Source organism: Bacillus sp. S14(2024) (assembly GCF_050473785.1).
In the GTDB taxonomy this organism is placed as follows: domain Bacteria; phylum Bacillota; class Bacilli; order Bacillales; family Bacillaceae_G; genus Bacillus_A; species Bacillus_A yunxiaonensis.
In genome coordinates, this window is record NZ_JBFLUP010000006.1 from 2,753,194 (window position 1) to 2,775,869 (window position 22,676).

The following is a 22,676-nucleotide window of genomic DNA, read 5'->3' on the forward strand; positions in this document are numbered from 1 at the left end:
ATTCAACCTCCCAAAGCAATAGTGTCAAAATTCACAATTTCTTGCGGTATTCGTTGTTTATTAACAAACAAAGTTTCAATCCTCTTATATAGACATGGGAAATAGGATTGAAAGTGCAATTGTGTCGATTCGCTTATGACTTGTTGGGTTCTTATAGGATACGTTTTCTCTTGCGACAACATAAAGTCATATAGCTCTTCTGCCAATTGGATCTCGTATTGTGGAAATCGGGTGACCAATGTATAGAAGATGTTCAATCCAGACGGATCAATGTCCCCAGAGTACCGAATGGTTGCTATTTTATCGGAAATAAAGCTTTTAATGAATGAAAATCTAGAAAGTATCCCACTCCCTTGACCATAAATTAATAAGTCCGGGCATGTACCAAAAAACCATTTAGAAGGATTAACATTTAGAAGATGCTCAAAGGTTTCAAATGTAGCTTCTCCTTCAATAATCAACACATTAACATTAGATTTCATAGCAAAATCCGCCCTCATCGCATACCTGAATTTCTCTTTTTTGGGCTCAATCTTCAAATCATGTGGATTAAGATTCAACCGACTCAAGAAGGACTTTCCATTATTAGAACCAAGAAACTTTTCATCCCCAAACAACATTAAGGAACGCTCTTCCCTTTTTAGCCAGTTATGTTCATCTTTTGTTTTCATGAAACGATAAACTGCCATTACTTTTTCCAAATTTTCTTTTGTTTGAAGGTGTGGAAGAGACAGATAATGATGTATATCCAATTCATCCTTCAACATCAAGATGATGGAGTCTTCCCAAAAATAACTTTCCTTTTCTTTTGTGCCCGCTATCCAATAATATTCATACAAGGGAGGAACCAAGTGATTCATAGGAGAAGCTTTAATAGGTTGAAGCCAGCCTTCTTCTTCAAGTTTCATCATGGCTTGACAAAAAGCATTGTATCCCCCGGCATTTATATATTCTTGTCGATTATAAAAACAATTCTGTAACGCCTTTTCTACATCCTTTGCAGAACACTTTGTTTTGTTCTCTTTTTTCTTTGCTATCTCGACAATAATTCCCAGCAATCTCGAATACATGACATCCTCCTACACTAGTATTGTCGATAGGTTTCCCATCATATAGGAGATATAACCCATCCTTTTTCCTTACTATTTAGTCTCTAATGGATTTGGATACCTGTTAAGAGTAATTTTACACTTAAGGTACCTCATTAAAGAAACCTTTGTAATGTAAAGCAGGTGTAGATTTAAAATAAAGTTTGATAATTTATAATAAAGATTGATAATTAGTAAAAAAGTTTGATAAAAAAGTCTATTTTGTAGGGTAATTGCTTATGCATAAAATAACACTAATTTTTTGTATACTGTTGCTATAAACTCTCGCGAGAGTTGGAAAATAGATTCACAAATCAACCGGGTTTCCAACCTGATGTAGGTGATGAGGTGCGAAGCTATTATGAGTGCAGTGACATAACTAGGAGGTTTCCACTATGACAGCTTTATTTAAAGCTATGGCGTTCCAGCTGAAAACTGAACGACTTGACCTGAGTATGTGGGAGGAATCCGATTCAGTCTGGATGAGAAAATTAATTGGCGAACGTGGTGTGGACATGCCAACCCTTGACGCCGTTCGTAGCCAGCTTATCGAGATGCGCAAGAGAGCAGTCGAAAATGGCATCTCCCTTCTCACTATTCGCCGACGAGACGAAGGCGATTTCATCGGATACTGTGGCTTGATTATCGGTCGTTCCACACTTGAAGAGCCGGAGATCGCATACGAGTTGTTCCGCAGTGTTCATCGTAAAGGCTATGCGACTGAGGCAGCATCCGTTGTGCTGGACGCTGCGATTGCTACCGGGCGCCACAGACTTTGGTCGACTGTACGCGCTTGGAATGTTGCGTCCTTCCGGGTGCTAGAAAAGATAGGATTTGAGCGGCATCACAGTACGTGGGACGAGCGCGGTGAGATTGTTTGGAACGTACGCGATCTTTAGAGATCCCGACCTAATTCGAAACTATGGAAAAGGAGAAAAGGTCATTAATTTAGGGGAGAATCCAGATAAAGATAAAGATAAAAGGACTGATTTATAACCCAAATAGTGACAAACTATAACCGAAGCATTTACTCCAGCTGAAGCAGTAACAAAAAATATTATTGCACTAATCGGGGGCTTATCTTGAATAAGATTTAAACGACGATTTTCAACAATTGGGCGTTTTAATTGAAAACGGCAAAAGGAATAAAAATTGGTGATAAAAAGAAAGAGATTATACAAGCTTATGGAAATAACTATTATTTTCGTACGGAACAAGGAACTAATATTATTGGTTATGTAGATAAAAAAAGAGGTATATCCATGGAATTTTGGTTATCTTTTGATGACAAAATTATTTTTTATAGATTAGATAATAAATCAATGGAGTAAAATTAATTCGCAAAAAACAGACTTTTTAGTTTCCCTAAAAAATATTGAATTTTGCTTGTATTAAGACAAATCATAAATATAAGCATATCGAAAAAATAAAAAAGAGATTCGTTAGTCGAATCTCTTTTTTATCCATAGTATTCTTCGTCTTTTTTCTTTTTTTCTTCCCAATATTCTTCTTCCGCATCATCTCGTGCTTGTTTACTAGGATACGTATATCCATTAAATGTATATTCTTCTTGTTCATCCCTATTATCCGAGCCAGAAAAATAAACTTTTTCACCACCGATAAACACATATGATTTTTCTTTTTTGGTCTCTTGTCGATCTTCCTGATTTCCGAATGTTCCCTCAGGAGGCTTGCACCCTTCTAGTGTGATGGACATTCCTCCTACACATTTATTCAATTCATCTTGAATGGCTTGTCTGTTTTCTTTTGTAACGTATACTCTCTTTCCGTTTTTTTCAAAATAATCCATAGCCATATCACCTTTTTCATTATTTTTATATTTTCATGCTATCACAAATTTCTTTCTTTTTTATACCATTACTAGCTTAATACCGAGTAATTTTTTATAAAAAGTGAGACGAGACCATATGATATATAAGGTTTGTCCTTTTGTTATTGCATAAAGGAAATTATGACATTTAAACTTTCGGTAAAAGGGGGAATATTTGACGCTTACTTCTAAAGAGTATTTCGTCATAAAAAAATGCACCTCCAATTGTTGGCTGTGTCTAACAATTGGGGCGCAGTTCATTTATAAGACTCTTTTTTATTTACTAAGATTCATCCAGCATTAAATATATATCATAATCCATGATAATTAACTTTATTAATTATGGCGAATTGATATGAAAACTTAAATAGGCATAAAAAGCAGATATTAATGAATGTGTAACACCAAAATTTAGCTTTTATTAGATTAAACATCGCTCTAATTATTTCTTGCTAATTCAGCACCTTCTCGCTTCATTTGTTTTAATACATCAACGTACACATGAATCGCAGTAGCCACCTCTTGCTCAACATCTGTAGAATGTTTAGTGTAAAATGTTCTTATTCCTTGTTTATTAATCCCTGGATATAAATTCTCTGTTTCTCCATGTTCAATTACTGCATAAATACCATCTTGCCGAGAAATTACAAGTTTTTTATACTCATTCCATACTGAATCAGGCTTTTCACTAAAACCCCAATTAATAATTAAGTGGAAGTTACAATTTCCTGTATCATACCCAAAAATTTTCTGCGTATGAGTTTCTATGCTCGCAGTATCTTTTCCTCTCAATACTAGAGCTTCACCCATTAATAAGTCTTTATTTTGATGAGAGCGAATAACTATATCCCTTTCTCCTATTCCTCCTCTATCTCCCATCTTTTCACGTGTGTAACCTCCTCTGCTTTGAGTATGAGTAATCCAACCAAAGGTATCTACTAGATTGGAATCCATATGTGATTTAAATAAATCGGTATATCTATCTTCTTCAGCAGCTTTATTCTCAGATGGCGTAACAATTGGTGATAAATTCTCAATTATCTTCAAAATATCAAATATCTTTCCTACCAGGAAACCCCATACACTTTCTTCTTCATTTTCAGTATACAGTTTGACTTGTTCTTCTGGTCTTAGCGTTTTAAGCTTGTTAATACTACTAGCTCTCAGCTCTACACTCTGCTTTAATAAGCTAATTTTCTCCTTATACTCACTTACTTTCCCCTCATTTTGTTTTCTACCAATAATTATCCCTTTAGTCATTGCAATACTTGTACTTTTAAGATCCAATTCTTGAGCCCTATCAATATATAATTCAGCTAACATTAAATTTTCCTTTTCTAAGAAACTTAATGCCATTAATTCATATATAGTAGCGCATGCAAAAAAACTATCAAAACCTATATAGTTTTTTTCACCCGCTCTTTGCTCACGGACCATTTCTACCAAATCATCCCAACTATATTGAAATTCTAAAAACTTTTCTGCTGATTTTATTACTTCATCATGCTGATTTAACTTAGAATATACTATTGCTAATTCAAGATATGAATATTGTAGAAAATTATCATTTGGTTCACCATATTCATCTATACCAAAATGCTCAATGGCTTGATTAAAGTAATATGCGCTATTTATAAGATTATTGTCAGCTTGATGTACTTCTCCCAATATACGATAAGTTTCCGCATGATCCTCATTTATTTTTAAAGACTTTAATAAACACTCCTTAGCAGCTTCTAAGTTATCTGTGTGAAAATATATCTTCCCTAGAAGTAACAACACTTCACTATAAGCATCCTTATCTTCCGAAGCTTCTAACAATTTTCTCGCTTTTTCATATTCTCCTGAGATGTAATATGCTTCCGCTAAATCATATACTCTCTGAATATCCAGTGAATTCATGGACTCTAGTAATACGATTTTTTTCTTATGAAAAAAATTGAATGCATAGGAATCACTAAAACCATTAAAAACATATTTACCGTTGTACCCATAATTCATTATTGCACCAGGCCCAATTAATTCAACCTTTTGATTTCTTATTAATCCCTCACATTTTAGGCATGATTCACTAATATAATAAAATTTCATCTCATCATTACCTATATTCACAAAGTTGCTCCAGTTACCTCTAAGTTTTTTTAACTGAAAGTTATTGCAACAGGTTTTACAGACAGCATCACCTGTTATATTACAGTGGAATTCTTTATTTTTTTCCTCACAAACGCAACAATTACACAAATTAGCTCCCCCTTTCCTTTTCCTTAACCTTTTATTTATAGAATATACTTTACTATGTATAACCAAAACTTCATACTATATTTAATATTGCTCTAATTTCTATTAAATTTTCTTTCGTTATAAAATTCGCATACCAAAAAGACTCAACCAATATTTTGATAAAGCCCTTTTGTATAAATATATTAAACTTCTTGTTTTAACCATCTATTTTGAAATGCTAATACAAACTCTTTACCAATTTTATTTGCTAAGAAATTTATCATTTCTTCAGTAAATATTGGATATTCTTCTTGAGGGTACTTTTCCTGCATCGCTTTAATTCCATCAGAAATAATTTCGCTTATTCGTCTATCAACTACAATATTATCTATTCGCTGAACAAGATATTTCATTCTTTCATGAAACCTTTTTAAATCAATATTTTTGGATGTATAACGTTTTAATTGTTGAGGTGGAATTTTTACTTTCTCTTCATAAGTAATTACTTGATTAGTAACTACATTGTAATGATAACTCTCATATATTTCCTCTCCATTATATTCCTTGTTTATATAAACTACCGCTTTAAACTCATTGAAAAGTTCAATGTAAACATAAAGCTGTTTTGTTTTCGGATCCCCAATTAATATTAATGTGTGCAACACGTCATCTTTACCTTTATAAAACAGCTCTGATTTAGGATACATGAAATAGAATTCTGCTTCCTTTTCATCACCTTGTATATATGGAAGAAGATGCTTAACATCCTCTGTCATTCCCCCGTTATATACATAGTAATTTATGGCCATTTTACACAACGCTCGTTTTGTATCTTCTCCTCCAAATTTCATCTCAATTGTCATTGAGGGTAAATAACTTTTAATCATTTTTGCTGTATTAATTTCTCGCTCTACATTAATACTCGCGTACTTCCGTTTTTGTCCCTTAAGTGCTTGTCTTAGTTGTTTCTCAGAGGAAGCTTCAATATGGATAAAACTCTCGCCTTCACTAATCTCAGGTTTTAAAAGTTTTAACTTTCCACCTGGCATAAGCGAAATCTCTCTCTCGCCATATTTTACTGTTTCGTTTTGTGGTTTTCCTCTTTCTCTTTTTATATTCAATAGATTTGCTATGAGGTTTAATTGCTTAGCAAGTGAATCATCAATTCTACCACCAAAGTTCGAATTACAGACTTTACATATTAATTTTTTTGATTTTAACTTTCCACCAATTGCATTTAAAATAATATGTTCTTCTGTTTCATTTTCATTTATAAGTTCTACGTCACAAACATAGCAATTCATTAATAAGCTCTCCCCACTAATCTAGTAAAAGTCTATTTTGGGACATATCCTTATAGAGTTACCGTCACATACCCATCAACCTAACAGAACTACCCTTAAAACAGAAGCAACAACGGGCGTAAATTTTTTTCTTCACCGTTTTTCCTCCCTAAATATATCTTTCTCAACATCTGATTATTCACATTTTAAATTATATCACCTACAGAAGAAAAGGGATTCTCTTCCTTTAAGCGTACTCAAATACCTTTTACCATTAAAGACATCGCACCAAAACAATAAATCTCTTATTTCTTTCACTATTAAAAATGTTAGCATTCTTAGGAATAGAGTGTCAATAATTAATAAAAATGTTATTTATCTCTATTATTAAGGTATGTGAAATTATATTTTGCTAATAATAAAAAAGCGCGTGATATTCACGACACTTTATTTATTATTAAAATATGTTCTCACCAAATAATATTCAATTATGTTCACCCACATAACAGCATGAAAATCCGGAACAACTACTAGCAGAGCTTATTTTAGTCATTGGTAATAGGTCGGAATAAATTATAGGGTGTTGGCCCTAAAAGGTTTCTCTTACTCTTTTCTACAGGGTTGTGGGTGGATTGTTGGAATACTTGGAGATAGCTTTTCTTTTCATGTTCATTCCAGCTATCAATATAGTCTGGGTTATAAGCTACATTCTCGCAATACGCAGGAATAAGGTTGTTCAATAACTGGATTTTCTCTTCAGAATTTAAGCTTAACAACTGTTCTCGGAATTCGCTATAAGTATCTGAATCCTCTTTCAACCAGCTAAATAATACGATTGTTCGATCGTTCTGGGGAAAAACATTAACCATCAAAAGCTTCATTCCATTTTCTGGGTCAGCTAACTGGTTTACTCTTTTCCCTTTAAGATTGTATTCTAGAAAGAAACCTGAGCAAACAGCAAATCTAGCAGCACCCTCGAGATTAAACGAAACGGTTTCAACTATGCTGTAATCTTGATTAAGAAGAGCTTGATCAAATATTTTTTTATGGCGAATGTTATCCCTCATGGCAAGGTCATAGCCCTCTAAATGAGCCATGTACCGTTCATTTTTTACCAAGCTCGGTTTATCATCCAGCCTCTTTTTAGAGATATTCTGAGCTTCCATCTTTTTGTGATATTCAAAAGAAAAAACACGATATGCAAATAAGAAGTTTTGTTGTTCACTACCTACATAGTCTGTATCTTCGACCGGCTGAAACAACATCTTATCGTGAAATCCACAAAATCCAGTAAAAGTAGTCGCGACTTTTCGCCCGATAAGCTTAAATCTCATTCGAAAGGAATGCCTGGTCATAGCAGATTTAACCATGTAAACTTCGCCATTGCGCCCTATTTTATTTAAGATTCTATTATTTTGAATGGAATGTGCTTTAATAATATTTCCAGAACATGTAGATTGATCAGGATGTATGCACTGTTTTATATGACCTGCATTTACTCTACGCTCAATTATTGACTGTACGGGTATATTTGGATCTGTATTATCGATTTTTTCTTCCATGGATCCGTGACACTTCTTGTACTTTTTACCCGATTTGCAGGGACAAGGATCATTTCTTCCGATTTTTAATTCCGTCATCTCTATTAAATCCTCTCTGTATAAATTTCTAATGCTTTTAGCTTTTTAGACACTATAACAAAATTCTAGCATCTACATCTGACTTTAGGAAAGTCCTCCGCTTTCAGCGGCTAGATCAACTAATAATAAATCTAGCTCCCGCCTCTTCCAGGAAATATTGATTTAAATGAATAAAGTGATTATAATTTCCAACATATTCTTCATCGAAATTAAATATGGGGAACGCTCGATATATTTCTTGAGTAGTATGATTTTCTATAAATATCCTTTTTATTCAAATACTACATCTCTAAGTATCACTTTTTATATAATCATTCTTTATTTTAAAACTAAGTCTGTTTTCAATAGCTGCTTAAACCTATCATTAATCCATTCACGGCTATACTTGTCTTCTACTTCCTTAGTTACTAAAATCACTAATTCTTGTTTTGCTCTAGTTAAAGCAACATACAAATAATTAAGCATTTTGTTTTGTTCATTTTTATTTAAAAAAAGATAGTCAGACAACTCAGTTGTTAAAATAAACAAGCAATTATCCCCTTCTAGTCCCTTTACTTTATCAATCGAGTTAACCAATATACCTTCAGTTTGGTTATTATTTCTATTTAAATCCAATGCTTCATACAATCTCGCCTTATCTTGTTTTGTTAATTCTACAGCCAATAATTCGCCAACCTTATTTACAATTCCCCAATTATTTTTAGTTTCTATACTACTAATTACCAATTTATGTAAAACAAAAACTACTTGATCAATTTTATTTTCTTCAACCTTTGCTTTTTTTACTAGAACTTTTAATTCATAACTTAACGTATCTTTTGGAGAATTTAAATCCTTAGGATTAGTAATAAATCTCTCATTCTTCTGATAGATATAGATATAACTCCAAGATGTTCCATTTAAATAATCTATAATATTAATGTCCTTTTCATAAATATAACTTAAACCGCCAACCTCTTTTGTTTGATATTCTTGTTTTTCCTCTTCTAGGACATAAAGATTAGAAAAATTCACATGTGAAATAGGGCATCTGTAGTTTTCCCTTTTATAATGTATATTCTGAGGGTACTTCTCAATTAATTTTCTTAATTCATTTCTGCCTCTTAAATCTTGCTTAGGATCTCCAACTAGATGTAAATTAAATTCATTACTATGAAATACTTCAATAATTTTCGATAAATGTTCATCTATATCTTGAGCTTCATCAATAAAAATAGAATCTAAGTACTTCTTAATAATAGCTATTATCTTCTTTCTTTTTTCTTTCACTAACTTTTTATCATTACTTTTACCATATATCACATGTTTTGCAATATTCGTTACTTCTTGAATATGTACCATATTTTCCATTTTTAATTCTTTTAGTTTTTTTGCTCTAAAACCATAATTATCTGGTAAAGTTATTGCTGAAACCGAAGTATATTGTTGTTCATAAAGTAAATGATAAAATGGTAGGATAGTTTCCTGCAATAAAAATACATGTGATGTTTCTACTTTGATTTGTTTTGGAATATTCCCTTGTATCTCAAGAATTTTATTTCTTATGTGATCTCTAGCAGCATTAGTATAGGTTATGACATATATTATTTTTCTACCTTCTATTTCTCTATATCTTGCAAGAACTTCTTCTGCCATTGAAGTAGTCTTTCCTGCTCCAGCACCAGCCACAATTATCTTCATTCCTTGACACCGCTCTGTAAAAATTTCAATACTTTTTCAATATGTTTTGGCAAAGCTACATCTTCAAGATAGTCCGAACCGAAGTCTTGGCAAAACTTCAGCATCGTATCAGCTTTAGCATTTCTCCATTTATCAGCTAGAGCCTCTGATGTATTTATATCCTCATCGTCCCATCCATGTTCTTCTTTAAAATAATTTTTTAACTTCTCGTAATTTTGATCTGTTTTAACAAACTCCGGTTCCAAAGTATATTCTGAGGTAGTTGTAACAAGAATATTATCATATAGATTATATGTTTCATGGTTTCGCTGGGCATTGGGCTGATTATCAAAGTCCCTTATAATACCTATTCTATGTGATGTTCCATCATTTACTTTTAACCAAATATCTAACATAGTCGCAAATCCTTTATGTAATGAAATAACCTCAATGTCATTTAGTGTATTCTTCTGTATGCTTAAATAAGACTTGATAAGCATCTCTTCACTAGGACCTTCAACCAAAATACATCTTCTAGAGAATAAAAATTTTAAGAAGTCTAGGTTTGGTTTTTTAGCCAAATAATCTAAATCCTTAGATTCTGTAACAGATTTTAATGCAAAAGCTTTTCCTTCTGTCACAACTGTGACATTCTTCAATTCCAGCTTATTTAGAAATTCCGAACTATGTGTCGAAATAAATAGTTGCGTTTTTTTGCTCGAGCTTATACTTGCATTAATAAAGCTCGCAAGTAGTATTTCATTGCTTACACAAAGATGTGCTTCTGGTTCTTCAATCGTCAAGATATTCAATGCTATGTCTTGATTAATTTCTATTGAATTCATCATAACAAGTAGGTATACTAGATTCCTATATCCTAATCCTTGGCTATGAAGATACTCTTCTCCTATACCTAAACGAACATTATTTAACAAAGAACTAATACTAGGCATATTAGGTAATAATGTTATTTTATTAAAAAAATCTTTAGCATTTTCCAGATACGATGTCTCTTGCCAATTGAATACACCTTCTACATTACTAATTTCTTTTAAATCCTTAAAAAATGTTCCATAGGATTCTTCAACTCTAACTTTTTGTTCATCATCTAATTTATTATGAAGTAAGTTAACTAATGCTTTAGAACCTAATTGTGTATTTTTGTTTGAAAAATCATCCCTTTCAGCAGCCAAAGAATTATATTTAAAACTTATTAAATCATTAAATGTTACTTGTTCATTTGTTGATGGAATAACAACTGAGTATTTGTACATTTCTATGGGTAATAAATTCATTTTAATATTTTCTATAGCATCTTTACTTTTATCCGATAGAATCTTCATCACATGCTCTAATAATTGATTAGGATTTTCTACATAATATCTGTATTCAATTTGATATTGAGGCTCTTCCTCATCAATAGAATTATTCCACTTACGAACATAGTATTCATCGGCTCCATTTGGTTTAAATGTAACATTTACCGTTACGAATGGTATAAAATTTTTAAATTCTTCAACTTCTACTCCTGATTCCTTTATCCTTTCAAAGTTCTCTATTATAAATTCAAAGTATTCTTTCTTCAAATCATTATTTATATCATGCCATCCTAAAATTTTACTCACACTACCCATTTCATCATTTAGGAAGGGTAATGTAATTGCTCTTAATAAATTACTTTTACCACTATTATTTTCACCGATAAAAATAACTAGTCTATTTAACTCAATTTCTATATCTTTTAAATTTCGATAACCATAAACTCGTGCTCTTGATATTATCAATTAAATTACCCCATTTCATTATAATTACAAATACAATGTTGCCAATAAAATAACTCATTCAATTCACTGCTCTATTTCTAATCGTTCTCCTATTATATTTCTATGATACGGATACGTATATGATTTTCACCTTTTTGATCTGTATTAATTGTAAAAAATCATACCGTTCTGGGAAAACCTATTCTTACACTGATTCATATTAAACTTTTCATTCATATCTACCTCAGTGACTATAGAAATAATCAGATTCTTAAATAAAGGGAATCGACGACCTACTAGTAATCTAAAATCACACTCCAAATCTTTTTTAATTTATTTAATTAAATGGCACAATTTTTTTCTGGTTCTGTTCGTTTAAAGCCTTGCGTAGCTTGCAGTTTTCTTCTTCAAGTTTCTGAACATCCTGTTGCCTTGATTCCACTTGAAGAATAAGTCGTTTATTTACAGCCTCTAACATTTCAATGCGTAACTTCAATTCAAAAGAATCCACTATTTGTTGTTGTAAACCATCTAAATGTATTCCAATTTCACGCTTTTCATTTTTAAGCCTTGCATGTTTTTTTATGTTGAAGATATCTTCCTTTTCAATTTCCATAATCCGGTTCTCTATGTATAACTTTAAAGTATTGGTATTTAAATTTATCTGGCTTCTCGGAACCTTTGCTCCTGCTGAAACTGATAGTATAGAGAGTTTGCTGAATTGTTTTATCTGTTCGTTCAACCGCTTTTGATTCATACAGAAGTCTTGTAGAAATTCTTCTATCTGAACTAACTGTCTTTGAATTATTAAACTTCCAATTCCCTCTAATTTACCAATCCCAAATTTAATAGTGTTTTCGTTTACACATTCTTTAATGTTAATGCCAATGTCCATTTTGAAATCTCCTTACCAATTTCATCTATATTGGAAATAATGCCTTCTAATTGTGGAAAAGCAGATAGGAGGGATTCTTTCCCTTCATCTTTCAACTTAAAAAGGACTAACTCATATTCAGGTAAAAGACGGTTCTGATAAAATTTATTTAAAGCAATATATTCATTTTCATAATCTCTTTGATATTTTGAATCTTGTTGAACTAACTGTTTATTATGTTGAACTATTTTAGCTTTGTCTAAAAACCGTTTATAGGTAAAATCAAAGGATTCAATATTAGGAATAGTCGGGCTAAGGTAATACCATTTTTCAAAGATCGCAAGACGGTATTGACGCTCACATAATATCCCCAAATGTTTTGTGCAAACACCAACAATATTTTCTCGCAATGGATTATATTTTAAGGTGTTTATAATTTGATCAATATCCTTAAAAATGTTGAATTTTTTCTTTTTAAGAAATTTATTTATTTCCTCATATGCTTTTATTAATTCTGGTTCCGATAGTTCATTTTTTATAAAATTATTTTGACTATCAGAATCCAACTCTAACGAGTTTCCATCAGATGATGCCCGCTTATATAATGTTTCTTTTACAATTTCATCATCTCGAAAATAGTGTTTAGTCATTTCTTCATCAAGGTGATTCATGTGTTCCCGTATCCATTGTAAACTCACTTTGTCCTTTAAAATATTTGCAATCGCGACCCGAAATTGATGAGAATTCAAAGTGAAAAAATTTTCACCTATGCTGTTTGGAAGTCTTCTTCTTTCTATGTAGCCCATTAAGTATAAGCTTACTTTCTGACAATGAACTTGGGTTCGTTCAAAATCCGTTAAACCATTGAATAATTCTTGATGTCTATAAAAAAAGAAATCAAACATATATTCAAAGGTTACATCACTATACTTTTTCCCCTTCTTAGTAAGAAATAAGTAATTGTTTTTTCCTTTTATTCTTCTTTCTTCCGATAATTCTTCAAGAGTTTGATAAGCTTTTATTGTATTAGGAAAAGCAATCGTTTTAGTCCAACGACCTTTTTTCTTACCAGTTGTTTTGTAAGTGAAAAATTCAAGAATATAGGCTTTTTCCTTTTTATTCAATACTCTAATATCTTGTAATTTGTTTACTTCTAATAACTGAAGTTCTCCTTTTCTCATTCCTGTATGGGATAAAATCACAATCAAGCAAGCCATCATTCTGTCTTCAATTGTAAGGCTATCATCATCCATATCCTTTAGGGCAGTCTGCACAACTTTCTTAAAAATTCTCATAGGAATGTTTGGTGTTTTATTTGCAACTATTTCAGCCTTTATTTCTTCCCAGGGAATGCTACGAATAATATTTTGATATTGCGATAATTCTATACCATACCCTGCTATTTCGACCTCTTTAAGAAACTCTCCTATTGGAGACAGTTTATTTAACAAAGTGAACTTCGTTCTACCTTTTTTCTCAAAACCTTCAATATACTCCTTAATAATTTCAGGTGTTAAATATCTTAAATCATATATATATTTTTCTTCCTCTAGAAACCGAATAAAGCTATTTATTTGTAAGCATTTTCGACTGACTGTAATGCTCCTATTACCTACAAAGAACATTTGTCTAAGGGCGACTTTTTTTGATAACACTCGGAAAATTTTTGACTTAATAGATGAGAAATTTATTACCACATTTCTATGTTCCTCATCGGAAAAATCCCATTTGTTATCAGAGAATCTTATACTTGTTGTAATAAAGAGAGGAGACTCATCAATATAATCACCTTTTAGATAGTATTCTTCTCCTACTAACAAACTCGCATTATTGATGTTCCAATCAATCTCTTTTTTTACAGTAGGTGTGGTTATAGTCATACTTTTTCCTCCATAATGGCATACATTTCAGCAAGGTAGCTACCATATAGCTCAATTAATCCAGTATAAAAATTTCTTTCAGCAGCAGATGAAGAATTCTCTTTCTTGTTCGTGTATATCTTCATTCGTTGCTCAAAAATAGAATTTCGTTCTACTGTTGTTACGAACTTTTTACAGGTCAAGCATTTATAAAAGCTGTCCTCGTCTGTATCAATCTTTACACATGATTCACTTGCACAGTTACCAGCACCACTTTGAACAGGAGAGAGGTTTTCAACAGTTTCGCTATCAACGATAGATCCTGGTAATTCATCATCCAAAATAGAAATCCCATAAAGTGCTTCTACATATCGTTTAGTGTTTTCCCTATTTCGATAATGCTTTGCAGCAACAGCTGCTGAGTTTCCTGTAATAACTCCAACCTCTAACGTTGATACAAGACCATCCTCTACCATTTGCCAAGCCTTTTCAATATAAGTGTGTCTCAAATTATAAGGTGTATATTTCAATTTAATTTTTCCTTGGTCAAAAAGGTTCTTGGATATTGTTGTGAATGCTTTATTAAATGAGTGTATTGCTGCTATTATTTGTTTTTTATAGCGATAGTGTTTACAAAGAAAAATATATCTCTTTAAAGAGTTTTCTGCCCTTTCATTTAATGGTTGAGTTATTTTTATAGCTTTTTGTAATAATCTAATATGTTCCATCATAAGAACTTCTCTTGTCTTTTTTCTGCCTGATGTCTTTGCGTAGTATTCAATAGTTCCAAATTTCCTACCATTATCAACCGAAAGAATACAATCTCTTTCTAGTGCGAAAATTTCACCAGGACGAAGTTTTGTTTCTATAGCCAACTGTAAAATAATTAACATTATTTCATTTTCATTATTAAATTTCCTCTCAAATTCCTTTTTTATTTCTTTGAAATCTTCAAGAGGAATTGGAGTTCCACCTTTATCATCCACATCAATTGTAGAAAATTGATTTATAGTAATATTAGGAATACTATATCGCTGTTGAATATGCCTCATAAAGCTTCTAATAGCCTTGATATTATGATTAATGGTAAAGCCTGTATATTCCTTATTCGACACGAGACTTGCATGGTAGAAAATTAAAAATCTACTTGAAAATGGCTTCAAATCAGTTGATAATGCATTATTTAATTGTAGAACTTGTAGCTCCTGTTGATAGTAAGTGTCAGCTTCGTTCAGAAAATCTACCATTATACCAAAATGACTAGACGTATTAATATAAGACAAATCCGATTTCCAAATATAATCTTTTAAAACATTTCTAAACTCAATATTATGAACTAATTCAAAATTCATTAGAGAATTTTTTGAGTTTGCAACATGAGTACCATGCTTATTCGCATCTGCAACAACAAACCATTTATCCGATTTTGGATAGGTCCCCAGTGAATTAAGATTAACAATTTTATAATCCTGCTCTATACTGGTTAAGTAATGCTTATGAATAATAAGGTCTCTATTGAATGAGAATGAATTGAATAACTTTACTCCATTTTCTTCTAAATAAATGTCGTCAATATATCTGTAAAATTTGACCAAAAATTGATGGGAATATACATGCACAGGAACATGATTGGATTCCACGAACGAATTAAAATAAAGTAATTGTTGCTTAAACGTTTGTTCATTAAAGTCTTCGAATCTATTAACTTTTTGACCACCTAAACTTTTCTCAAACAAAGTAACCATCATTCTATTATCGACTTTATTTAGTTTCCTTTTTGATAAAAGATCCAGGAAGGTTTTTATGGTATTTAGTAAGAATTGACTACGGGTTGGTAAATAAAAATTTGCAAGGTGTACACTACCATCATTATGAACATATTCCACTTGAATAATTTGTTCTGCAGTAGAATCAATTGGAAAATTAGTACGAATACAATTGTTTATATAAGGAGTGTAATTTTGTTTGCCCTTAACTCTTTTAAATTCTTCAGTTAAAAGAAGGTTACTATTCCTTGAAATAAAAGATTTAACTTGTGGATTTGTGATTGTATCAGAAGCAAGTGCATGTAGATAAAAACTACATGTCATTTGCCTAGAAGGTGAATGAAATCCTTTTCTTTTCCCAAGTGGTATTTCATGCATAATCCTACAGTAATTTCCCCAAGTAAAGTCCTCTTGTTTAAGGATGAACTTCCCCAAAATTTCTATAAAACGCTTTATAATCGCAACTTTTATATTTTCCTTTTTGTTTGATGGATGCATTATAGAAGGTCTTTCTAGCAGGATGTTCTGCATTCCACTTGTTTGTAGCCATTCCCACAAAAGAATTTTTAGTATATTTTCAAATTGATATTTCTCTATATACCCTGTAATAATCTTAATTTCTTTTTCATCATAAAAGTTGTTTGTACTAATCATTATAATAAGACCTTTCTTTGTTTTTCATTAATAGTTCCACCTTATCATCGTCATCTGGATTATAATATGCTTTACAGCTTTCTGGACTTTTATGACGAAGTGCTTTTTGAAGTTCGTATTCATGTGCACCCTGTTTTGCAAGTTTCATGGCAAAAGCGTGGCGGAATCTATGGCTTAAATTAGTTTCTTTTTTGTTTTTATCCATTGAAATCCCAGCTTCATCGAAAATTTTCCGAAGAATATAATTCCATCCTGCCTGAGATAATGGGGTATAGTGTTGATAGTTTAAAAAAATATATTGATTCTCCTCATTCAAAAGGGGGGTGGTGCCAACCCTATCCGCAATTGCCTTCCTATTTAAGTTTTCCCTTTTTTTAGAACTTCGGCTTAATACGATGTCATCTCTCGATTCATCAATATATTCTTGGATAAGTTCCGCCATATCTTCATAAATAAAAACTACTTGGTATCCAAGACCATTACCTTCGGTATTATAGCTGCGACTTTTATAATCATCTACGGTTTTAGGAACCATTACTCCCTTAGCCCTCTTTGTAGGCTCGTCAGAGACTCTATTTCGAATGATAAGCCTATAATGACTTCCACTATTGGTTGGCTCAATATCTTCAAAAGTAGCCCCTAAAACCTCTCCTAAACGCAGTCCATAATCATACATCAAGTTGATAATAACCTTTTCACGCAAACCGTAATTTTCCTCAACGATTTCCATAATTTTTTTGTACTCGTTAGGTTTTATATATCTAGGGACAGATTTTGCTGGGTCACCTATATTTTTATTTGCCGTGTACCGTTCGCTTGTCTCTTTCTTTGCGTGTGCAAAAAAACCTTTACCAATTGATACTCCTGTTTTTATAGTGTCAAATAGCGTTGTGTTTGAGAAACCATACATTTTAGATAAAAAATCCCTGTACACATTTAAATAGTGGTTAAATGTTTGATTATCTCGTCTAACTTGAAAGTCCATACCCCATGTTTGACCTTCTTTTTTTCCCCCTTCCAAAAACAATCGAAGGTCTTTGATATCATCGTTTGTTAAATCTGTAGGATTATTAATATGTACCAGTTCCAGAAAGGAGAAAAAAACCTTTAAAGCAGAGAAAGCTCTTTCTCTTTTTTTATACTTTGCATCACCAATCTCTTTGTTTAAATATTTATTTGCATCCACTATTAAGTTCCCATTAATGTCAGTAACAATAAAATATGTCATTTTTCTTTCTGTGGATTCCTTTATAAAACCAATTGCTCCAAACCTCTGAATCAGTTCATTATTGCTATCATAACGTTCATACACAGTTCCTAATGATGTTTGTTTTTCCCTAATAACACCCATATAGATCCCTCCTAAGTTAAAGGTCCTCGAACTATTGTTCTGCGGATACCGCTACCCGCTACGGGACTACATCCCCCTCTAAAAGCATTAATACTATTAACCTTATATTTCTTGAATATCCAGTTTTTATCTCTAACCAATATTTTGTTTAAAACCCTACTATTATCATTATGTAGCTTTAGAATGTTAGCCAGTTCTTCGACTTATCATAAGTATATATTATAGAAAAAAATTAACAATACTTTCCTGTATCTATGTACAAGTTATTAGCTTCTCATAACCGATTAATACAACTCGATTCATCATACGATTCATTTCACCTCTTCTTTTTTTCTTTATTGTAGAAAAAAAGAAGAGTACCGTAAAAAACGTAAAAAGATATTTTTTTTTATAAAAAACTCATTTTTGTCTCTATAAAAAAACAAAAAGAAATCCTGCATGATACAAACATGCAGGATTTCACATTTTAATCATTTTTTACAAAGTAAGAAACGAAGCGTAAAATTTCTAGGTATAACCAAACTAATGTCATCATTAATCCTAATGCGCCGTACCACTCCATATACTTCGGGGCACCGCCGCGCGCACCACCTTCAATGAAATCAAAGTCTAACATTAAGTTTAATGCAGCAACGACGATTACAACTGCACTAACAATTATGCCAATTGTTCCACCTTGATGTAAGAATGGCACTGGCACACCAAATAGTTGTAGCACTAAAACAATTAAATACATAATCGCAATCCCAAACGTTGCTGCCATAACACCTGTACGGAACTTATCTGTCACTTTCACAACACGTGTTGCATATAACACTAACATTGCTAGTAAAATAGAAATAGTTAATAACACAGCGTGTAAAATAATATAATCACCAAAGCGCATTGTATATACAGCAGAAATACTTCCTAATACAATTCCTTCCACCGCTGCATAAATCGGTGCTGTAATTGGTGAAATACGCGGTACAAATGCCGAAGCAAACGCTACAATTGCCGCTATAATTAAAGCACCAATTAATACTGGTAATTGCATCTTATTTTCTATCATCTGCATATATGCGTACACGGACGTTCCTAATAATAATATGAGCATAATAAACGTTTTACCAATTGTGCCACCGATGGTCATCGCTGAAGTACTTACACCCTCTTTTCGAAACGCCTCTTTCTTTAACATTGGATTGGATGTTCGCATGATTTCCCTCCTAAAATAGGTTCTACCAATAGTGTAAATATTTTCCCTTTATATTTCAAGATATGCAGCTTGTTCTTATTTTAAACCTTCTACAATGTCCGATAGTTCACTCCAACGCTCCATTGTTTGTTCTAATTCTTCTTCTGTTTGTTGCTGCTCTTCAGAAAGCTGCTGTGCTTTCGTATAATCAGCACCAACTTTCTCTAATTCTTCTGCAATACTTTCAATTTTCGCTTCTAGTTCTGCAATCTTATCTTCAATCGTTTCCCATTCGCGCTGTTCATTATAGGAAAGTTTACGTTTTCTTTGCTGTTTTGGAGCCTCTTCTACCTTCTTCTCTTTCTGTACTTCTGCTTTTAACAGTGCTTCTTGTTCTTTTTTCTCATCTAAATAATCGCTATAACTACCAAAGAAGACGCGAACATGACCGTTACCTTCAAAAACAAACAGTTCTTCTGCGATTTTATCAAGGAAGTATCGATCATGCGATACAGTAATCACAACGCCAGGAAACTCTTCTAAATAATCTTCAAGCACTGTTAACGTTTGCGTATCTAAATCGTTTGTCGGCTCATCTAGAAGTAAAACGTTTGGTTCTCCCATTAAAATGCGTAATAAATACAACCTTCTTCTTTCACCGCCTGATAATTTATTAAGCGGTGTACCATGTGTATGCGGCTCAAATAAGAAACGTTCTAGCATTTGCGAAGCACTAATTGTTTTTCCATCAGTCGTATGAACGACTTCAGCTGCTTCCTTAATATACTCTATCATACGCTGGTTTAAGTTCATATCTTCATTTCCTTGCGTATAATATGCAATTTTTACCGTTTGTCCAACTTCAATCTCACCGCTGTCTGGTGTGATTTTACCAGCTAGCATGTTTAATAGAGAAGATTTACCGCTGCCATTTGCACCAATAATACCGATACGATCCCCTGGTTTCACAATATATTGGAAATTATGAAGGACCGTTTTATCTCCAAATGTTTTTGTCACATCTTTTAATTCAAGTACTTTCTTTCCTAATCGGCTGCCTCCAAGCGCAATATCAACGTTTTGTTTTGCTGTTGGCCCTTCTTGCTTTTGCAATTCATCAAAGCGCTGAATACGTGCCTTTTGCTTCGTAGATCGCGCCTTCGCACCGCGGCGAATCCATGCAAGTTCACGACGATATAAGTTTTGACGCTTTGCTTCCTGTGCCATTTCTTGTTCTTCTCGAAGTGCTTTCGCTTCTAAAAAGGCACCGTAATTTCCTTCATAGCTATACAACTTACCATTATCTAATTCAAAAATACGGTTCGTTACACGATCTAAGAAATAACGATCGTGTGTAACAAGTAAAACAGAACCTGTATATCGTGATAAATATTCTTCTAGCCATTCTACTGTTTCATGATCGAGATGATTCGTCGGCTCATCTAAAATTAATAAATCTGGTGTTTGAATAAAACATTGCGCCATCGCAACACGTTTTTTCTGTCCGCCTGATAAATTTCCTACTGCCGCAGAAAAATCAGTAATACCAAGCTTCGTTAACAACGATTTTGCATTTGCATTTGCTTCCCAAGCATTCATTGCATCCATACGCTGCTGCACTGCAAATAATGCTTCTTGCGCTTTTTCGTTTGTTGGATTTTTTTCTAAATTCAATAATGTCTGTTCATACTCACGAAGGAGACGAATTAACGGTGTATCGCCATGGAACACTTGCTCAAGTACAGTTAAATTTTCTTTAAAATCTGGTTGCTGTGATAAATAGCTAATCGTATAACCACGCGTATGTGTCATTTCTCCTGTATCTGGAATTTCTACACCTGCAATAATCTTTAATAACGTTGATTTACCAGTTCCATTTACACCGATAATACCAGCGCGCTGCCCCTCTGCAATACTAAAAGATAGACCATTAAATAATGGTTTATCTCCATATGATTTCGATACATTTTCGACTGTTAACATTCTCATATTTGCGTATTCCACTCTTTCATAAATTGATTAATAAATTGCTCCATATAGCGATGACGCTCTTCTGCTTCTTCTTTCGCTGCAGCTGTATTCATTAAATCTTTTAACTTTAGTAGTTTTTCATAAAAATGATTTAACGATGGTTCATCACTTTTTCGATATTCTTCCTTCGTCATCGCTTCACGCGGCGGAACTTTTGGATCATACATTAAACGCCCCTTTGCCCCTCCATAAGCAAATGTCCGGGCAATCCCAATTGCTCCAAGTGCATCAAGACGGTCTGCATCTTGAACAATCTTCCCTTCTAACGTCGCTACCGTTCCACCATGTCCACCTTTATAAGACATGTTGGTGATAATATGAACAATATGATCTACATCCTCTTGTAGAATCTCTAATTGTTCAAGCCAATCTGTTACTTTTTTCATACCAGCTTCTTCGCTTTCATTTAGCTTCTCGTCTGCGACGTCATGAAGCAAAGCTGCCATTTCAATAACAAAGCGATTTCCGCCTTCCTTTTCAAACAATGCAATCGCTAATTTATGTACACGTTCAATATGATACCAGTCGTGTCCGCTTGCATCTTTTTCTAATATGCCTTTTACAAATGTAATCGTTTTTTCAATTTGTTCTTGTTTTTTCATAATATCTTCACCCAATTCATTATTGTAACACGCCCTCATTTTTTCATCACATATTTTCTTGTCCGCCCATAGTATATGTTGTACTTAGTATCATGAAGGAGGAAAAAAAATGTTTTATAACTCGCAACAGCCCTATCCACAGCAACCATCCTATCAACCAAACTATGAACAACAGCCATATCAACCGTATTACTACGATCCACGTACCCCTCAATCCGCCCCTACAATGCCAACAGAACCAACACAACAACCATACTATCCATCAAACTATGAGCAACAACCATATCAACCGTATTACTATGATCCACGTGTCCCTCAATCCGATCCTACAATGCCAACAGAACCAACACAACAACAAATCCAACAATATGCTTTACAATATCACCACTTAAAACAACCTGTATTAAACCTCGTAAAACCTTGGGTAGACTACGGTGTAAAGGAAGCAAAATATACTTCCGTACCACATGCGATGACTGAAGTGGCTGCCATCACATACTTAATCGGTCGCGGTATGAACCCGACAGTTGCTCATCATATTGTAGAATCTTGGGAAAAGAATGAGCAGTTTTAAAATAATTCATTTTGTAAGTCCTAAAAACTATAAAACGCCAAAAACCTTGATAAATAAAGGGATTTGGCGTTTTTATAGTTTTTGGTTTTATTTTATTAAAATATTATTTTTTCACTCACAAGTAACAATTATTTGTACGTTTATTTTGGTTATTGTTTGAGCTTAGAAATTGAGACGAAGATTATATCACCATACGAAAAAGCGTCCATAACTATCTAAGACCTCGATTTAATCGAATGTCTTATTTTGATTACAAGAAACAACAATCTTAAGTTTACAATCAAATGTGTATGTATTACAAAGG

17 protein-coding genes are annotated in these 22,676 nt (G+C 32.8%); 3 read left to right on the forward strand and 14 right to left on the reverse strand.

Annotated features, from left to right (window positions below; all coding sequences use genetic code 11):
- Positions 1-2: 2 nt before the first annotated feature.
- A complete protein-coding gene (locus tag AB1279_RS14225; protein ID WP_429759433.1) occupies positions 3-1,070 on the reverse strand; it encodes a Wadjet anti-phage system protein JetD domain-containing protein in 1,068 nt (355 codons plus the stop codon).
- A 413-nt stretch (positions 1,071-1,483) separates the two neighbouring features.
- Between AB1279_RS14225 and AB1279_RS14230 the strand changes: the two genes are divergently transcribed.
- Together AB1279_RS14230 and AB1279_RS14235 are read left to right on the forward strand one after the other, a co-directional pair.
- Complete coding sequence (locus AB1279_RS14230) at positions 1,484-1,987, forward strand: GNAT family N-acetyltransferase (protein WP_429759434.1); 504 nt, start codon at positions 1,484-1,486, stop codon at positions 1,985-1,987.
- Positions 1,988-2,215: 228 nt separating this feature from the next.
- The gene (locus tag AB1279_RS14235; RefSeq protein ID WP_429759435.1) at positions 2,216-2,419 is read left to right on the forward strand and encodes a hypothetical protein; all 204 of its coding nucleotides are present in this window, start codon (positions 2,216-2,218) and stop codon (positions 2,417-2,419) included.
- 128 nt (positions 2,420-2,547) lie between these two features.
- On the opposite strand, the gene AB1279_RS14240 is transcribed toward AB1279_RS14235, so the two are convergent.
- The 13 genes from AB1279_RS14240 to AB1279_RS14300 all read right to left on the reverse strand — a co-directional run bounded on the left by AB1279_RS14240 (position 2,548) and on the right by AB1279_RS14300 (position 21,798).
- Positions 2,548-2,898, reverse strand: a complete 351-nt coding sequence (locus AB1279_RS14240) for a hypothetical protein (RefSeq protein ID WP_429759436.1) — start codon at positions 2,896-2,898, stop codon at positions 2,548-2,550.
- A 459-nt stretch (positions 2,899-3,357) separates the two neighbouring features.
- Positions 3,358-5,160 carry a tetratricopeptide repeat protein gene (locus tag AB1279_RS14245; protein WP_429759437.1) on the reverse strand — a complete coding sequence of 601 codons (1,803 nt, stop codon included), beginning with the start codon at positions 5,158-5,160 and terminating at the stop codon, positions 3,358-3,360.
- A 182-nt stretch (positions 5,161-5,342) separates the two neighbouring features.
- Complete coding sequence (locus AB1279_RS14250; RefSeq protein WP_429759438.1) at positions 5,343-6,443, reverse strand: HNH endonuclease; 1,101 nt, start codon at positions 6,441-6,443, stop codon at positions 5,343-5,345.
- Positions 6,444-6,967: 524 nt separating this feature from the next.
- Positions 6,968-8,062: a YecA family protein gene (locus tag AB1279_RS14255; RefSeq protein WP_429759439.1), complete on the reverse strand. Its 1,095-nt coding sequence runs from the start codon at positions 8,060-8,062 to the stop codon at positions 6,968-6,970.
- Between the two features lie 318 nt (positions 8,063-8,380).
- Positions 8,381-9,742 carry a UvrD-helicase domain-containing protein gene (locus AB1279_RS14260; protein WP_429759441.1) on the reverse strand — a complete coding sequence of 454 codons (1,362 nt, stop codon included), beginning with the start codon at positions 9,740-9,742 and terminating at the stop codon, positions 8,381-8,383.
- Entirely contained in the window at positions 9,739-11,505 is a 1,767-nt protein-coding gene (locus tag AB1279_RS14265) for an ATP-dependent nuclease (protein WP_429759443.1), read from the reverse strand. The genes AB1279_RS14260 and AB1279_RS14265 overlap by 4 nt, the downstream gene beginning before the upstream one ends.
- 316 nt (positions 11,506-11,821) lie before the next feature.
- Complete coding sequence (locus AB1279_RS14270; protein WP_429759445.1) at positions 11,822-12,379, reverse strand: hypothetical protein; 558 nt, start codon at positions 12,377-12,379, stop codon at positions 11,822-11,824.
- Positions 12,346-14,238, reverse strand: coding sequence for a tyrosine-type recombinase/integrase (locus AB1279_RS14275; RefSeq protein WP_429759446.1), 1,893 nt, complete (start codon positions 14,236-14,238; stop codon positions 12,346-12,348). The genes AB1279_RS14270 and AB1279_RS14275 overlap by 34 nt, the downstream gene beginning before the upstream one ends.
- Complete coding sequence (locus AB1279_RS14280; RefSeq protein ID WP_429759448.1) at positions 14,235-16,637, reverse strand: hypothetical protein; 2,403 nt, start codon at positions 16,635-16,637, stop codon at positions 14,235-14,237. The genes AB1279_RS14275 and AB1279_RS14280 overlap by 4 nt, the downstream gene beginning before the upstream one ends.
- Positions 16,630-17,988: a tyrosine-type recombinase/integrase gene (locus AB1279_RS14285; protein WP_429759450.1), complete on the reverse strand. Its 1,359-nt coding sequence runs from the start codon at positions 17,986-17,988 to the stop codon at positions 16,630-16,632. Before AB1279_RS14285 ends, AB1279_RS14280 begins: the two co-directional genes overlap by 8 nt.
- 466 nt (positions 17,989-18,454) lie before the next feature.
- The gene (locus tag AB1279_RS14290) at positions 18,455-19,186 is read right to left on the reverse strand and encodes a Bax inhibitor-1/YccA family protein (protein WP_429750199.1); all 732 of its coding nucleotides are present in this window, start codon (positions 19,184-19,186) and stop codon (positions 18,455-18,457) included.
- Between the two features lie 75 nt (positions 19,187-19,261).
- Entirely contained in the window at positions 19,262-21,154 is a 1,893-nt protein-coding gene (locus AB1279_RS14295; protein ID WP_429759451.1) for an ABC-F family ATP-binding cassette domain-containing protein, read from the reverse strand.
- The gene (locus AB1279_RS14300; RefSeq protein ID WP_429759453.1) at positions 21,151-21,798 is read right to left on the reverse strand and encodes an HD domain-containing protein; all 648 of its coding nucleotides are present in this window, start codon (positions 21,796-21,798) and stop codon (positions 21,151-21,153) included. Before AB1279_RS14300 ends, AB1279_RS14295 begins: the two co-directional genes overlap by 4 nt.
- Positions 21,799-21,907: 109 nt before the next feature.
- Between AB1279_RS14300 and AB1279_RS14305 the strand changes: the two genes are divergently transcribed.
- Positions 21,908-22,372 (forward strand): hypothetical protein, encoded by a 465-nt coding sequence (locus tag AB1279_RS14305; RefSeq protein ID WP_429759455.1) that lies wholly within the window; start codon positions 21,908-21,910, stop codon positions 22,370-22,372.
- The last annotated feature ends 304 nt before the right edge of the window (positions 22,373-22,676 follow it).

Excerpts from the sequence above, each read along its gene's own strand:
- AB1279_RS14280 (WP_429759448.1), bottom strand. The coding sequence starts at position 16,637 with ATGATTAGTACAAACAACTTTTATGATGAAAAAGAAATTAAGATTATT.
- AB1279_RS14225 (WP_429759433.1), bottom strand. The coding sequence starts at position 1,070 with ATGTATTCGAGATTGCTGGGAATTATTGTCGAGATAGCAAAGAAAAAA.
- AB1279_RS14260 (WP_429759441.1), bottom strand. The coding sequence starts at position 9,742 with ATGAAGATAATTGTGGCTGGTGCTGGAGCAGGAAAGACTACTTCAATG.
- AB1279_RS14255 (WP_429759439.1), bottom strand. The coding sequence starts at position 8,062 with ATGACGGAATTAAAAATCGGAAGAAATGATCCTTGTCCCTGCAAATCG.
- AB1279_RS14300 (WP_429759453.1), bottom strand. The coding sequence starts at position 21,798 with ATGAAAAAACAAGAACAAATTGAAAAAACGATTACATTTGTAAAAGGC.
- AB1279_RS14305 (WP_429759455.1), top strand. The coding sequence starts at position 21,908 with ATGTTTTATAACTCGCAACAGCCCTATCCACAGCAACCATCCTATCAA.
- AB1279_RS14240 (WP_429759436.1), bottom strand. The coding sequence starts at position 2,898 with ATGGATTATTTTGAAAAAAACGGAAAGAGAGTATACGTTACAAAAGAA.
- AB1279_RS14290 (WP_429750199.1), bottom strand. The coding sequence starts at position 19,186 with ATGCGAACATCCAATCCAATGTTAAAGAAAGAGGCGTTTCGAAAAGAG.
- AB1279_RS14270 (WP_429759445.1), bottom strand. The coding sequence starts at position 12,379 with ATGGACATTGGCATTAACATTAAAGAATGTGTAAACGAAAACACTATT.
- AB1279_RS14275 (WP_429759446.1), bottom strand. The coding sequence starts at position 14,238 with ATGACTATAACCACACCTACTGTAAAAAAAGAGATTGATTGGAACATC.
- AB1279_RS14230 (WP_429759434.1), top strand. The coding sequence starts at position 1,484 with ATGACAGCTTTATTTAAAGCTATGGCGTTCCAGCTGAAAACTGAACGA.
- AB1279_RS14285 (WP_429759450.1), bottom strand. The coding sequence starts at position 17,988 with ATGGGTGTTATTAGGGAAAAACAAACATCATTAGGAACTGTGTATGAA.
- AB1279_RS14250 (WP_429759438.1), bottom strand. The coding sequence starts at position 6,443 with ATGAATTGCTATGTTTGTGACGTAGAACTTATAAATGAAAATGAAACA.
- AB1279_RS14295 (WP_429759451.1), bottom strand. The coding sequence starts at position 21,154 with ATGAGAATGTTAACAGTCGAAAATGTATCGAAATCATATGGAGATAAA.